We start from the raw sequence: 14,443 nt of genomic DNA on the forward strand, positions 1-14,443 counted from the left end.
CGGCCGACCGCCTCGGGATCGGGGCCTTCACGAGACTTCCACCAAGGTGGGTGATCCTTTCGCCGGCGGTGCACCGGCGGCGACCTTGAGGCAGGCATCCACCGCCTCGCGCAGCGACGAGACGTAGGCGTCCGCCCCGACCGCGCGACCGAGCGCGGCGTCGGTAAGCACCCCCTCGCCGGTCGGCCAGAGCCCCACCAACACGGGTACGCCTGGTGCCTTCCGCCTGAGCCGTTCCAGCAAGTAGCGCAGGTGCGAAGGGTTCCCGGTGATGTCGAGATAGGAAATGCAGATCATCGCGACGCCGGAGAGGTCGAGCTCGCGGATGCCCTCACGCGAGGCGGATTGATACGGCGTCACGCGCGCACCGAGCCCGTGCTTGCGCAGCAGTTGCGCCAGCATCGCCGAAGAGGCCTCGTCGAGCGGGCCGCGTCCGGCCAGGCAGAGAACCGGTGCTTCGCCGCGCCACGCCTCCGGGAGGGCATCCCGCGGCGGGGCCTGCGCCGGCACCGCCTCGGTCTTCGTATGCGCTCGCTCGGCCAACGTCGGGGTGTCGGACGGATTGACCGCCTTAGCGTCAACGGCCGGCTCGACGTCCTCGTGGGACTCGAAGTCCTCGACCAGGGACCGCGCCGAGGCGCGGATGTTCTCCAGTTGGGGTGGGGTGACGACCCCCCTGGCGAAGTCGTTGGCGGCGAGCTGCAGGCCCTTCAGGGCGACCTCGTCGTAGTACGAGGACAGCGAGCGATCCTTCAGCATGCCCTCGGCGACCTCCCGCACTTCGTCCGGGTCGCCTGCGAGCATGCGCTGGTAGAAGTTCTCCACCGGGGTCAGCGGCGGCCGGTCGCCGAGCAACACGTCGAAGAACTCCAGGCTGTCGACGTGCCGCCCGAGCACGACGAGGCAGACGGTGAAGGGCGTGGCCAGGATCAAGCCGATGGGCCCCCAGAGGAAGCCCCAGAACAGGGTCGAGACGATCACGGCGAAGGGGGAGAGGCCGGTCGAGTGGCCGTAGAGGAGCGGCTCGATCACCTGCCCGAAGATCGGCTCGGCGATCAGGAAGAGCGCCGCGGTCGCGATGACCATCGACCAGCCCGGGTCCACCGCAGCGGCCAGGGCGACCGGGAAGATGCCGGAGATGAAGGCGCCGATGTAGGGGACGAAGCGCATCAAGGCCGAGAACACGCCCCACAGCAGCGGGTTAGGCACGCCGATGATCCACAGCCCGACGCCGATGAGCACCCCGAAGGCGGCGTTCATGCCGAGCTGGGCGAGGAAGTACGTTCCGAGCCGGCCCGCCGCGTCGTCCATGGCCACGGTGGTGCGATGCAGGTCGCTCGACCCGAACAGGCGGATCATGCGGTTGCGCAGGTCCTCACGCTGCAGGAGGAGGAACACGACGACGACGAGGACGATGCCGACCGTGGTCAGGGGCTCGAAGATCGGTCCGAGCACCTTTTCGGCGAGCGCGAGGGGCGAGATCTCCGGGTCCTGGACGCGGACCAACTGCGCCTTCGGCGTGTCGCCCGCGGGGCCTGTGGAGGCCGCGGTCCCCGCCGCGTCGGCCTTCTGGGTGGCGTCGTGGACCTCATGGCTGAACTTCGCGATGACCTTGTTGGCCTCGCCGAGCCAGCCCTGCTGCAGGCCGGCGAACTTCCTCTGCACGGTGGCCTGGTACTGCGGCAGGTTGCCGGCGAGCCCTGCCACCTGCGTGCCGATGAGCGCGCCGATGCCGCCGATGACGCCCAGCGCCAAAAGCACCGCGACGATCACGGACGGTACCCGGCCGAGCCTGATCCGGCGCAGCAGGTTGACGACCGGCGCGAGGACGAAGCTTAGAAGCACCGCCAAGACCAGGGGAATGAAGACCTCGCGGCCGAAGTACAGCGCGGCGATCAGCACCACGCCCACCGCCAGGGTCAACAGGCCGCGCAAGCCCGGCACGAGCGGGGGTGGAACCTGCGCAGGCTGACGGGATGGGGAATCCGAGATCGTGGCTGCCATTCGACGTCCCATCGGATCGTGTCCGACCGAGCGTCGTCCCTATCGCATCCGTCAGGGACCCCTCGCGTCCCTTAGCGGCGGTATCATGACGTGACCGATATCGGCGTCGCCGAGTTCACCCCCTGACCGAGATGGGTCTTGCGGATGCTCAAGACGCTTTCGGTGTAGGTCTTGCGCCGGCCTCGCACTCCATCGGGATGAGCATCTTGCACGGTTTCATTGTTACCCTCGCCCGACATCGTCCGACGCCGGGCATCCGCTTCGGCGTGCCGCTGCTGATGATCGGGCTCATGACGTTCGTGCGCTACCTGGCGCCGACGTATGTCGCACCCTTCCTGCTCTACATCCCGGTGCTCCTGGCCGGGAGCCTCGCTCTCGGCAAGGGCGCGGGAACGCTGATCCTCGCGATATCGACGATGATCGCGACCTGGTTCTACACCCGGGACGGAAGCCTGAGCGGCGTCGACGTATCGCTCCTGTGCCAGTACGCGTTGGTCGGTGCGATCATGATCTGGATCTGCGACGCGCTACGTCGGTCCGTGGTGCACAACGAGGCGACGCTGGAACGTTTGGACGGTGCCAACCGCATCCTCATCGACAATCAGACGGAACTGACGGAAGCCAATGCCCGTGCCGAAACCGCGAAGGAGGCGGCGGAGGAACACAGCCGAGCCAAGAGTCGCTTCCTGGCCAACATGAGCCATGAGCTTCGGACGCCGCTGTCCGCGGTGATCGGCTACTCGGAGATGTTGGAGGAGGAGGCGGAGGAGCTCGGCCAGGAAAGCCTGCTGAAGGACCTCGGCAAGATCAAGTCGAACGCCCAGCACCTGCTCGGCCTCATCAACGACGTGCTCGACCTGTCGAAGGTAGAGGCCGAGAAAATGGAGCTCTACGCAGAGAACATCGACGTGGCGACCTTCGTCACGGATGCGGCGGGCACCGTCGAGTCGCTCGTGGGCAAGAAGGGCAACATCCTCATCGTGGACGTCGCGGACCACATCGGACCCGCACGCACGGATGCGGTGAAGCTGCGCCAGTGCCTGTTCAACCTCCTGTCGAACGCCGCCAAGTTCACCGAGAACGGCACCATCACGCTCCATGCCGCACGCGAAACGGATACCGCGGGTGATTGGCTGCGGTTCGCGGTGCGCGACACCGGCATCGGCATGACGCCGGAGCAGGTCGGACGCCTTTTCGAACGCTTCTCACAAGCCGACGAGACCACCACGCGCAAGTTCGGAGGGACCGGTCTCGGGCTCGCGCTCAGCCGTGCCTTTGCCCAGCTGCTCGGCGGCGACATCATGGTCGAGAGCGTGGAGGGCCATGGCACGTGCTTCACCTTGCGGGTGCCGGCGGTCGCGCCCGACCGTGCCGTCGAGGCGGCACCCGCGGTCCCGGACAACCAGGTCTCTTCGAACGACCTCGTGCTCGTCATCGACGACGAGTTGGCCCAGCGCGAGCTGATGACACGGTTCCTGGAACGCCAGCGTTTCTCCGTCCGCACGGCCGCCGACGGTCGCACCGGCCTCGACCTGGCACGCTCGCTCAAGCCCCGCGCCATCCTGCTCGACGTGATGATGCCGGAAATGGATGGCTGGTCCGTGCTCGCGGCGTTGAAGGCCGACCCCGAACTCGCGGGTATTCCCGTGGTGATGGTGAGCTTCGTCGCCGACGCGGCGCTGAGCGCCTCCCTGGGCGCGGTCGAAGCCGTCCCCAAGCCGGTGGATTGGGGACGGCTTCGGACGATCATGGAGCAGTTCCGGGCGGCGGACGGGGATGTCCTCGTTGTCGACGACGACGCCGACATGCGCCACCGGCTCCGGACCGTCCTGGAACGGAACGGGTGGACCGTACGCGAGGCCGGGAACGGCCGCGAGGCGCTCGACCAGGTCCTCCACGGCGTGCCGCGCCTCGTCCTGCTCGACCTGACGATGCCGGTGATGGACGGGTTCTCGTTCCTCGACCGTCTCAGGTGCCTGCCCGGGTGCACCGAGGTCCCCGTGGTGGTTCTGAGTGCCCGGGACGTCACCGCCGAAGAGCGCGGGCGCCTCTCTGAAGCCGATCGCGTCATGCGCAAAGGCGATGCCAGCCTCCAGGATATCGCGACGGAGTTGCGGAAGCTCGACGACCGTGGGGCGGACGCGAAGGGGGCCTCCGCGGCCGGGGAACGTCGGAACGCCTGACGAACGCCATTCCCGATCGACCGGTCGCGATGGTGGTCACGAACCTGCGATCCCGAACGTCGCGCCGGGACGTTCGGGTCAGCTGGCGAACCGTTGAATGGCGGCGACGATCCGGCGCCGGTCGAACGGCTTGCCCAGGACCACGCCACGGTCGGGGATCTGCGAGGCGTCCCACGGTTGCGACGACACCATCAGCAGTTCGATGGGCGGCCAGCGGTCACGGATCGAGAGCGCCAGTTGCATGCCCGCGGTGGAGCCGCGCATGTCGAGGTCGGTGAACACGGTTCGGATGTCGGGCCGCGTCTCCAGGATGCGGATCGCATCCGCGACCGTGTCGGCCTCGATGGCCTCGCAGCCGGCGCTCTCGACGAAGTCGACGAGCGACAGCATCAGGATCGGATCGTCCTCGACGACGAGGACCAGGGCGTTGCGGGGGCGGCGCTCGGGCATCGGCGACTCAATGGACCTGGATCTGGATGTCAGTCAGGGGCGCGCGGAACTCGGCGCGTAACCCGGTCGAACCATACCGAAGGTCCGCCTTCCGGGTTCCGACTAGCCCCATGCGGATGAGCTTCGAGCCGAATCCACCTCGTCCGGTCGGCTCGGCGGCGGCCGGTCCGCCGCTCTCGGTCCAGTCGAGCACCAATGAGGGCGAGAGGCCTTCCTCGGTGCGCCAGGCCACGCGGACCGTGCCCGTGTTCGCGGAAAGGGAGCCGTACTTCAGCGCGTTAGTGGCGAGCTCGTGGAGCAGCAGCGTCAGAGACAGGGCCGCCTGGGGGCTGATGTCCATGTCGGGTCCCTCGAACGCGAAGCGGTCGAGGTCGGCCTGCAGGCTGAGCACGCTCTCCATCACCGCCCGCATCCTGGCGGCGGCCCAGCTCTTCTGCATCAGGACGTCGTGGGCGCGCGACAGGGCCAGCACGCGGCGCTCGAACGCGTCGACCAGGTCGCGTTCGGTGACGCCGCGCAGGGTCTGGGTGGCGATGGACTGGACGACGGCGAGGGTGTTCTTCAGGCGGTGGGCGAGCTCCTTGTTCAGCACCGCCTGGAGCTCCTCCGCGCGGACGCGGGCCACGCCGACCTCCAAGCGATCGGCGACGTTGCGCAGGAACGCGAGTTCCTCGGGTGTCCAGACCCGTGCCGCCACGTCGTGCACGATGAAGACCGCGACGGCGCGTCCCCGTTCGCGCACCGGCATGTTCACCAGCGACCCGATGTCGAGCGACCGCATCGCGGCGGGATCGTGTCGCGTCCGCGGATCGGTCGCGACGTCGTCGATGACGAGGGGCTCGCCGCGCCGGAGCGTGGCCCGCAGGTCCCCGTAGTCGTCGAACCGATGCCGTCCGGCGATGCTCGCGATGCCGGGCATGGTCCAGTCGGGTTCCACCTCCAGGATCTCGACGTCGCCCTCGATGCGGCCGAACCCGGCCCGGCTGGCGCCCAGCGTCCGGCCGACGATCTCGGCGGCGGCAAGTGTCATCTCGCCCGTGGTGGCGAGGTCACGCAGCCGGTCCCCGAGAGCGAGCAGCGCGACCCGTCGAGCGTCGGCTTCGACGCGATGCGTCACCTCCAGGAAGATCAGACCGAAACGACCGGCTTCCAGCTTGAATGCGCGACCCTCGAACCACCGGCTCAGGGCGCCGACCTGGCGGGTGAACGACGTCGGCCTGCCGGTCTCGACCACTTCCGCGAACTGGCTGATCCAGTCTTCCTCGACCCCGGGGATCACCTCACGGATCGTTCGTCCGACCACCGTCGTCGCGTCGATGCCGACCAGGTCGCCCCATGCCGGATTGACCTCCACGTATCGCCAGTCGCATATCCGTCCGGAGGCGTCCCGAACCACCTCGCCGACCACGAAGCCCTCGCTGAGACGGTCGAACAGTCCGCGCCAGTAAACGTCCTTCGCACGAGCTTCGTCGCGCGCGGTCGCCTCGGTCAGTCCGGCGCCCGCGGCGCTCGTGAACAGACCGGCGATGTCGAGGTCGCCTTGGGTGAACGCCCCGGGCGACGCGGCCTGGAGCTTGAGGACGCCGAGCACCGTGTCGCCGTGCAGGACCGGAGCGAAGATGGCCGACCCCAGGTTCAGCATCGCCGCGAGATCGCGCCTGACGTGCGGATCGCGACCGGCATCCACCATCAAATACGGTTCGCCGGTGCGGGCGCAGTGGCCGGCGCCGCTGATGCCGAACGGGACCCTCAGGCCGAGGTGCGGGGCGAGCGTGCCTCGCACGGCGCGGTATTCGAGACCGTCGTGGTCGAGCAACTCGATTACGCCGCCTTCGGCGGCCGGAACGGCTTCCATCGCCCCGGCGACAACGGCCTGTAGCACGGCGTCCAGATCGTCCCCGACCTCTGCAATACGTGTCTGGACGATGCGAAGGGCCTCTCGGACCTGGTAGGCACGCTGTTCCTCCGCCCGTGCGATGTCGCGTGTCGACACCGCACGGCGGAGGTCCATCAGCAAGACCACCTGCCGCGCCAAGGCTCTTAGGCTCTCGGCCTGCGCCTGCGTCAGCCCATCCGGTCGCGCCTCGTGGTCGATGACGCACAGGCTGCCCAGGACATGCCCCCCGGAGGTGACGAGGGGAGCGCCGGCGTAGAACCGGAGGAACGGGTAGCCGACGACCAGAGGGTTCGAAACCGTGCGGGGATCCGTAGACAGGTCCGCAATGATCAGCACGTCGTCAGGTTGCGCCAGTGCGTGTGCGCAGACGGAACTGTTAAGGTCGGTCTCGCAGGACGGGAAGCCCGCTCGCGCCTTGAACCATTGCCGGTCGCCGGCCACGAGGCTGACTAGCGACACCGGCGTCCCGCAGAGCTGGCAGGCCAGGTGGACGATGTCGTCGAAGCCCCGCTCGGCCGGGGTATCGAGGATGGCGTAGCGGGCGAGCGCTTCGAGGCGGGCATCGTCGCTCACCAGGAACGGAAGTATCGGGGACGTCATCGCCACGTTTTCGTTCTGCTACTGCGGATGCCGACGATATCGCCGGATATCCTGTCCACGTCGCACGGTGCATCGGTCCGGTGGGAGGACGATGCGGTCCGCACCTCCGCCGACGGCACGACACGTCGACGATGCCCGGCAAGCGCTTGTCAGGCAACGTCGGATAACCGAATCCGTCCACGTCCAACAGCCTCACCTCGCGAACCCAGCACGCGTCGATGCCACAATTCGAGCAAGTCCCGAGAGGGCTATGCGTGGTTTCACCCCGGACCTAGCGTGCCTGTGACGACGCCCGCTCCACCGCCATCCGAAGGATACGGGACAGGTCGGCCACCGAGTACGGTTTCCTCAGCAACTCGAAGCCGTGCGTCCCCTGCAATGCGAGGACCTCACTGTAGCCTGACGCCAGGACGACGGGGATGCCGGGCCTGCGACGCTGGATCTCGCGCGCGAGGTCGACCCCGTTCATGCCAGGCATCACGACGTCCGAGAACACGATCTCGAAGCGCCCCGCGTCCCGGTCGAACGCGTCGAGCGCCTTCGCGGCGTCCGTAGCCCAGACCGTCCGGTATCCGAGTTCCTCAAGCGCCTGGGCGGCGAACGCACCGACCTCGACGTTGTCCTCGACCAGCAGTAGGCGCGTGCCATGTTCCTCGGCCAGCGCCGCGGGCTCGGACACGTCGGTTTCCGGCGCCGCGGAGGCGGTCGCCCGAGGCAGGTAGAGGGTGAAGGTCGTGCCCTCGCCGAGGCGGCTCTCGGCGATCACCTCTCCACCAGACTGCTTGGCGAAGCCGAACACCTGGGAGAGGCCGAGACCCGTGCCCTGGCCCACGCCCTTGGTCGTGAAGAACGGCTCGAAGATGCGTTCGAGGTCGTCGGGTGCGATGCCCGTTCCCGTATCGGTGACCGACACCGCGACGAAGTCGCCACGGGTGGTCGGATGTGCCCTTACCGCCGGTATAGATCGGGCGCACCGGACGACGATGGACAGGCGTCCCTCGCCCGACATCGCGTCGCGGGCGTTGACGACCATGTTCACCAATGCCGTGTCGAACTGGCTCGGGTCGGCGTCGATCAGGCACGGGATCTCGCTCCCGCCCGCATTCCGGCAGGGGTCGACGCGGGTCTCGACGTGGATGCGGGCGCCCGTGAGGGTACGGACCATGTCGGAGACCGCGACGACCCCGCGTCCGACGTCGAACACCTCGGGCTTCAGGGCCTGGCGCCGCGCGAAAGCCAGCAACTGCCCGGTGAGCTTGGCCGCCCGCGCGACCGTGTCGGAGATCGCGTCGACATATCGCGAGCGCCGTTCCTCCGGGAGGTTCGGACGCTTGAGCAGGTCGGTGGAGGACTTAATAACGGTGAGCAGGTTGTTGAAGTCGTGCGCCACGCCTCCCGTGAGTTGTCCCACAGCCTCCAGCTTCTGCGACTGGCGGAGCTGCTCCTCCAGGGCCTTGCGCTCGGTGACGTCACGGCCGGCAGCGTAGAAGTGGTCGCCGCGCGGGATCACGTTCCAGGAAACCCAGCGGTAGGATCCGTCCTTGCACTTGAGACGCAGGTCAATGTCGTTGAGCTCGCCCGTGGTGACCACGCGCTCGAAGGCCCGTTCGCTCGCCTCGTGGTCGGCCGGGTGGATGAGCGCGTCGAAACGGCCCCCGACGAGGTCCTCGGACTCCCACCCGAGGGTTTCCTTCCAGGCCGGGTTCACGGCCCGGTAAAGCCCGTCGTACCCGCAGACGACGAACAGGTCGCGGCTGGCGCGCCAGAGCGTGTCGCGTTCGTCGGTGCGATCCCGCGCTGCGGTCTCCAGATGGCCTTCCAGCCTGCGGCGGTCGGTGATGTCGTTGAACAGGATGGCGACCCGCCGCCTCCGGGGGTCGCCGATCCGGAGCGCATGGACGTCGAACCAGCGGCCGAGGGCGACGGCACCGCTTTCGAAACGGACGGCACACCCGGTGAGCGCCACGTCGCCGTAGGTGTCGAACCACGAGCGTTCGAGGTCGGGCACGAGCTCGCGGACCCATCGTCCGGTCGCGCCATGCAGCCCGGTTTGGCGCTCGAACGCCGGATTGACCTCGACGAAGCGGTAGTCGACGGCGATGCCCGCCGTGTCGAAGCGCATCTCGACGACGCAGAAGCCGGCATCCACGGCCTCGAACAGGGCCTGGTACCGCGCCTCGCTATCGGCGAGGCGATCCTCCTCGGTGCGGAAACGCGTGACGTCGAGCTGGCTGGCGAAGAAGTAGCGCAGCGCCCCATCCGGCCCGGACACCGGACTGACGTAGAGCTCGTTCCTGAAAGGCGTGCCGTCTCGGTGGTAGTTCACAAGCTCGACGACGACATCGCGCCTGGCCGCGATGGCATCGCGCACCTTGGCTATGTCGCCTGGGTCGGTCTCCGCCCCCTGCAGGAATCGGCAATTCCGTCCGATCAGCTCATCCGACCCGTAACCACTCAGCTCCTGGAAGGCGCGGTTGGCGAAGACGATCGGATTGTCCGGCAAGTTCGGGTCGGTGATAATCTGCGGCATGCGGGTCTTCTCCGCCGCCGTGAACAGCAGGTCCGTCCCGGCAGCCGAGGTCCGCTCCGCGTCGCTCGGAGCGTTTATGTGCCTTTCGTTCTGCCGCCGCAGCAGGTTGATCTCCTCGTTCGCGTCTCGGAGCAGCCGCCGCAGTTCCTCGACCTCACCTTCCATCGTTACCCGTTCCTGGCCAAAGGCCACCACCCTGGCCGCCAGTATCACAACGACCTCGGGAGTGCTCGGCTCCCGGGACCAGGCCATCGCGTCCTTCAATTCGGTACGGCGTACGGGCCGGTTTCGGTGGCCGATGTGTCTGTCGCGTTGCACGCTTCCGACCGGTCGAGGCCGACAGCGCACTTTCCCGACGCGCCCTCGATGGTCGCCGCACGCTCACATCCGGAAGGGGCGACGAGGATAGTACCCCGCCATTGGGAAGAACCTGTTCGACTGCGAACGGGCAGAACCGGTGAACCTTCGGCAATCTCGCGACCTGACCCGAACGACAAGCGAGGAGAACCGTATGCGAACCGCCATCGCCGCCATCGTTCTGACGACCACGACCGTGCTTGCAGCCCCCGCCTATGCACAGACGCCCGATGCGAGCGTCGCCATCGGCCCCTGGAAAATCGAGGCCGTCTCGAAGGGGCAGAGGTTCGAGCGGTGCACAATGACACGCACGACCGACGACGGCGTGGAAATCCAGTTCACCCGTGATGCCGCCGGCCTCGACCTGAGCATGAGTTCGTCGAAGTGGAAGCTCGCGCGCGGAAAGAGCTACCCGGTGGAGCTGGCCGCGGGGTCGTCGACGCTGCAGGCCGACGTCGCCGCCTCGGGCAACGCGGTCTCCCTGCCGATCAAGGACGAGCGATTTTTGAAGTCGCTCAGGCTCGCCGATGGCCTGGACGTGAAGGGCGAGGGCGCGACCGTCAAGGTAGCGCTGGACGGCAGCGCGGCCGGTCTGGACCGTCTTGAGCAGTGTTACGCGAAGAACGGGTCGGCCACCGAAACGAACCCGTTCGTCGCGCCGAGCCGTAAGCCGTAGGCGGATCGCGCCGGCCTCGGCGCTTCGGGCGGTCGCGTGAAGCGTTTGGAACGGTCGGCGGCCGTCCGCGAGGACTTGCAACCGCCTCCCTATGATGTCGACCGGCCGCGCGCGGGCTTACCGCTGGACCGGTCGTGGGGGGCGAGGCGGGAGCGGTCGGAGAGGCATCGCAATGCGGCTCACTTCTCATCATGCCTCGTCCGGTGGGACCTGCGCGGCTCTCGGACGAGGCCTGACCGTGTCGCCGCATTGCCCTCCCGTCGTCCCTTCCCGTCGGCCGGCAGCAGGTTTTCCGGATTCGTTCGCCTTTCCGGATCCCGCAGATCACGGAGTCGCCACCCCGGAAACGCGGCGGCCCAGGCAGTGGCGTCATGCGGTACCAGGGGCGCCTTTCTCCGAGTCCGAGGCGGGATGCAATGGAGACATCATCGCGTAGCCGTGCCCCAGCGGTATCTCGATGGTGCAGCGCAGGCCGTCGCTCGCGAAATCCAAGGTGTACCTCCCGTCGAGCTCGCGTTCAACGCTGGCTGCGATCAGGCGCGACCCGAACCCCTTCCGGGTAGGCTCCGAGACGGTTGGCCCGCCACTTTCGACCCATTCCAGGTACAGGCGCCTCCGACCGGTCTCGCCGGTCACGACCCGCCATGTCACGCGGACCTCGGCCCCCTCGCCCGATAGCGCCCCGTGCTTGGCGGCGTTCGTGGTCAGCTCGTGCAGCGTCATGCCGAGTGCGAGGACGTGGCGGGCCGGCAGATCGACGTCCGGGCCCTCGGCCACGATGTTCGCGAGCCCCCCGCGGTAGGGACCGAGCTCGCCCTCGACGACCTCGTGCAGCGGTGCGCCGGACCAGTCGTCCCGGGTGAGGAGGTCGTGCGTCTTGGAGAGCGCGAGGATACGACCCTCCAGTCGGACGCCCGGCGCCTCGCCGCCGCGCGTCGACTGCCTGGCGAGGGCCTGGACGGTGGCGAGCGTGTTCTTCACCCTGTGGTTCAACTCGTGCAACAGCATGACCTGCCGGTCCTGCATCGCCCGACCGTGCGCGATCTCATCACGAAGCTCGCCCTCGCGTCGCTGGAGGGTGGCGGCCATCGCGTCGAGCTTCAGGCCGAGCCGGCCGAACTCGTCGCCGCGTGTCATCCCTATGCGAGCCGCGAGGTCGCCCGTCTGCCAAGCCGCGGCGGCCCGCAGCAGACGATCGAACGGGCGGCGTATGAAGAAGCGGCCGGCCAACAGGGCGGCCACGAACGCCAGCGCCGCCCCGAGGCCGATCAGGACCAATCCCCGGCGCGAGGCCGCGTCGACGTCGGCGAAAGCCACGTCGCGGTCGCGCCCGACCGTCACCCAGGCCGCGGATGCCGGACCCGGCGGATGGACGTTGGCGAGCACCCGCTCGCGACCGTCGAAACCCTCCGCCACCCTGACGCCCTCACCACGGTCGAGGAGGATGCGCATGCGCTCCCGGGGCACCGCCGAGCCGACTCGGATGTCGCCGTCCGGATAACGGACGACGATAGTGCCGTCAGTGTCCGCGATGGTGAGCGTGGTGCTCGGCTGTCGAAGGTCACGGCGGAGACGGCCGTCGAGCCATTTCAGGTCGAGCGCGGCGGCGAGGACCCCGATCGTGCGACCGGCCGCGTCACGCAGGGGCCTCGCGAAGTGCAGGGTGTCCTTACCCGATACACTGCCGCGTACGTACGAGCCCATGACGAACGCATCTTTGCCCATGACGCGTCGGTGGTAGAGGCGCTCGCCCACGCTGTAGGAGCCGACTTCGGAACCGAGGCTGTTGCAGACGACATCGCCGTCCGGCTTGCTCAAGGAGAAGATCGCGAGTTGGGGATTGTCGAGGGCGACTTCGCGTAGGTAGGCGGAGCAGCCCGACGGAGCCATCGCGCGGACCGAAGGGTCCCTGGCCACGAAGTCCAGGGCCTGCCGGGCGCCCTCGGCCACCTGCGCGAGATCCTCGGCCACGGCTCGGGCGGTGGTCAGGGTGTCGGCGCGCACCGCTTCGTCACGGAATGTCCGTAGGGCGTGCTCGTTGTAGCCTTGGATCGCCAGCGCCGGGGCGAGCGCCAGCAGCACGAGCAGCAGGATGCGGGTCGTCAACGTCATCCTGCGGACATCCCTCCCTCGGAACGGTCATATGCCCGCTCCGCGTGGAAAGGCGGACGGTTCATAGCGTTGGCGAGCTCGGGCGTCACGGGGATCGTCCACTGATCCGGGGCGCCGATCGTAGTGATGGCGTTCACTCGACGGCGCGGGCGCCCAGGACCGGATCCCTGTCGATCTGCCTCACATCACCAAAGGAGCTAATGTCCGTCGGTCGCCGGTCACGCTCCCCGTTACCCACTGCCACCGTTTTCGCCGGCCTTGCGTACCCGGGCAAGCTTGCTCCATAGCCTCCGCCCCGCCGGATGGACCGCCCGTGAAACCCGATCCCCGCTCCGAAACGATCTGAATCCCGGAGTTCCGCGACCGACAGCGCCTCCGCCCTGAGGCTGCCGTGACCCATCGAACCCTCTTCACCGCCGACACCCATTTCGGCCATCAGGCCGTTCTAGGGACCCGGCTCGGCCTTATGCGACCGTTCCAGGACATCGAGGCGCACGACGAGGCTCTGATCGCTGCGTGGAATGCCGCCGTGCGCCCGGGCGACACCGTCTGGCATCTCGGCGACTTCTGCCATCGATGCACGGAGGACCGCGCCCGGGCGATCCTGGCGCGCCTGCGTGGCCGCAAGTTCCTCGTCCGGGGCAACCACGACAAGATTGGGCAGCGACTGCCGTGGGACGGCCCCGTGGCCGATGTCGCCCGGGTGCACGTGCACGACCCGGAAACCGGCAAGGACCAGGGCATCTGGCTCAGCCACTACGCCCACCGAGTCTGGCCGCGCATGCACCGCGGCGACATCCATCTCTATGGGCATTCCCACGGCAGCCTGCCGGGAACCTCGGCGAGCGCTGACGTCGGGGTGGACGCGTTCCCCTACCGGCCCGTCACACTCGCGGATATCCGGTCACGCCCCCCCCCCGCACGACCGTGCTGTCCGTCGGGATCGCAGGGACGCACGTCTAGCGGGGCGGCGTGGTGATGGGGCTGGCATGGACGGCGGTCTTGCTCCCCCCGTTACTCCCGGCAATGTAACGTCGTTTCGGCGCATTCAAGTATTCGTCCCCTCCCGCGTTACCTCATCTAGGCACGGGCTGACCCGCCCTCGGCCCGCGCTCGTGCTGAGGATGTGCTGAGAGGTCAGCAAGCCATTGGCGGGTTACGTTATTTCGCGGGTCGTCACGTATGGCCCCACGTGCCCCCGTCACGTGCGCGCCGCCGTATGCTGAGCGTGTGCCATGATGTGCTCAACTCATGCCGAATCGTGCTGAGGGGGAAACCCACAACCCCCTTAAGCAACCATTGAGGACGAAATCTGCATTTCCCGGGATAAATCTTGCCTCTAGTAGACGGCGCGTGCCGAGAGGCCCCTTATGGACGACTCGGACGGCGACGGAGGCGGGCATGCGAAACGGTGTGGCGGGGGTCTACAGCGAGCTCGGGAATGCCGGTGGCCTTGCCCTCGGGATCGTCGGCGTGATGGCCGTCGAGGCCGGCGTCCGTCGTCAGGAGCGCGAGATCCAGCGGGTGCGGAACGTGGACGCCGTCGGCGAGCTCGCGGCCCGCCTCCGAGAGGCCCGCACCGCGCAGGCCCGCGCCGAGGCCGAGGCGGCCGCGCTCCGCGCCGAGCTCGCCCA

The 14,443-nt window shown here is 68.1% G+C and carries 9 protein-coding genes; 4 read left to right on the top strand and 5 right to left on the bottom strand.

Annotated features, from left to right (window positions below; all coding sequences use genetic code 11):
- Window positions 1–27: 27 nt before the first annotated feature.
- The gene (locus tag FV230_RS06980; RefSeq protein WP_147841803.1) at window positions 28–2,004 is read right to left on the bottom strand and encodes an AI-2E family transporter; all 1,977 of its coding nucleotides are present in this window, start codon (window positions 2,002–2,004) and stop codon (window positions 28–30) included.
- Window positions 2,005–2,210: 206 nt separating this feature from the next.
- Here FV230_RS06980 and FV230_RS06985 point away from each other — a divergent pair, with 206 nt between their 5' ends.
- Entirely contained in the window at window positions 2,211–4,187 is a 1,977-nt protein-coding gene (locus FV230_RS06985) for a response regulator (protein WP_246694777.1), read from the top strand.
- Between the two features lie 78 nt (window positions 4,188–4,265).
- Here FV230_RS06985 and FV230_RS06990 read toward each other — a convergent pair whose 3' ends face one another.
- From FV230_RS06990 to FV230_RS07000, 3 genes are all read right to left on the bottom strand, one after another.
- Window positions 4,266–4,637: a response regulator gene (locus FV230_RS06990; RefSeq protein ID WP_147841804.1), complete on the bottom strand. Its 372-nt coding sequence runs from the start codon at window positions 4,635–4,637 to the stop codon at window positions 4,266–4,268.
- A gap of 7 nt (window positions 4,638–4,644) precedes the next feature.
- A complete protein-coding gene (locus FV230_RS06995; RefSeq protein ID WP_147841805.1) occupies window positions 4,645–7,134 on the bottom strand; it encodes a GAF domain-containing protein in 2,490 nt (829 codons plus the stop codon).
- A gap of 271 nt (window positions 7,135–7,405) precedes the next feature.
- On the bottom strand, window positions 7,406–9,829 hold the full coding sequence (locus tag FV230_RS07000) for a PAS domain S-box protein (RefSeq protein ID WP_147841815.1): 2,424 nt from the start codon (window positions 9,827–9,829) through the stop codon (window positions 7,406–7,408).
- Window positions 9,830–10,175: 346 nt separating this feature from the next.
- Between FV230_RS07000 and FV230_RS07005 the strand changes: the two genes are divergently transcribed.
- Window positions 10,176–10,697 (top strand): hypothetical protein, encoded by a 522-nt coding sequence (locus tag FV230_RS07005; protein ID WP_147841806.1) that lies wholly within the window; start codon window positions 10,176–10,178, stop codon window positions 10,695–10,697.
- A 369-nt stretch (window positions 10,698–11,066) separates the two neighbouring features.
- Here the strand turns inward: FV230_RS07005 and FV230_RS07010 are convergent, their stop codons facing one another.
- Window positions 11,067–12,809 (bottom strand): HWE histidine kinase domain-containing protein, encoded by a 1,743-nt coding sequence (locus FV230_RS07010; RefSeq protein ID WP_147841807.1) that lies wholly within the window; start codon window positions 12,807–12,809, stop codon window positions 11,067–11,069.
- Between the two features lie 391 nt (window positions 12,810–13,200).
- Between FV230_RS07010 and FV230_RS07015 the strand changes: the two genes are divergently transcribed.
- A complete protein-coding gene (locus FV230_RS07015; protein ID WP_147841808.1) occupies window positions 13,201–13,788 on the top strand; it encodes a metallophosphoesterase in 588 nt (195 codons plus the stop codon).
- A 422-nt stretch (window positions 13,789–14,210) separates the two neighbouring features.
- Window positions 14,211–14,443, top strand: a 233-nt coding sequence (locus FV230_RS07020) for a hypothetical protein (protein WP_147841809.1), incomplete at its 3' end; no start/stop codon positions are given.

The organism is Methylobacterium sp. WL6, assembly GCF_008040095.1.
GTDB lineage: Bacteria > Pseudomonadota > Alphaproteobacteria > Rhizobiales > Beijerinckiaceae > Methylobacterium.

Coding starts and splice junctions, on each gene's coding strand:
- FV230_RS07010 (WP_147841807.1), bottom strand. CDS start 12,809: ATGACGTTGACGACCCGCATCCTGCTGCTCGTGCTGCTGGCGCTCGCC.
- FV230_RS07000 (WP_147841815.1), bottom strand. CDS start 9,829: ATGGAAGGTGAGGTCGAGGAACTGCGGCGGCTGCTCCGAGACGCGAAC.
- FV230_RS06980 (WP_147841803.1), bottom strand. CDS start 2,004: ATGGCAGCCACGATCTCGGATTCCCCATCCCGTCAGCCTGCGCAGGTT.
- FV230_RS07005 (WP_147841806.1), top strand. CDS start 10,176: ATGCGAACCGCCATCGCCGCCATCGTTCTGACGACCACGACCGTGCTT.
- FV230_RS06995 (WP_147841805.1), bottom strand. CDS start 7,134: ATGACGTCCCCGATACTTCCGTTCCTGGTGAGCGACGATGCCCGCCTC.
- FV230_RS06990 (WP_147841804.1), bottom strand. CDS start 4,637: ATGCCCGAGCGCCGCCCCCGCAACGCCCTGGTCCTCGTCGTCGAGGAC.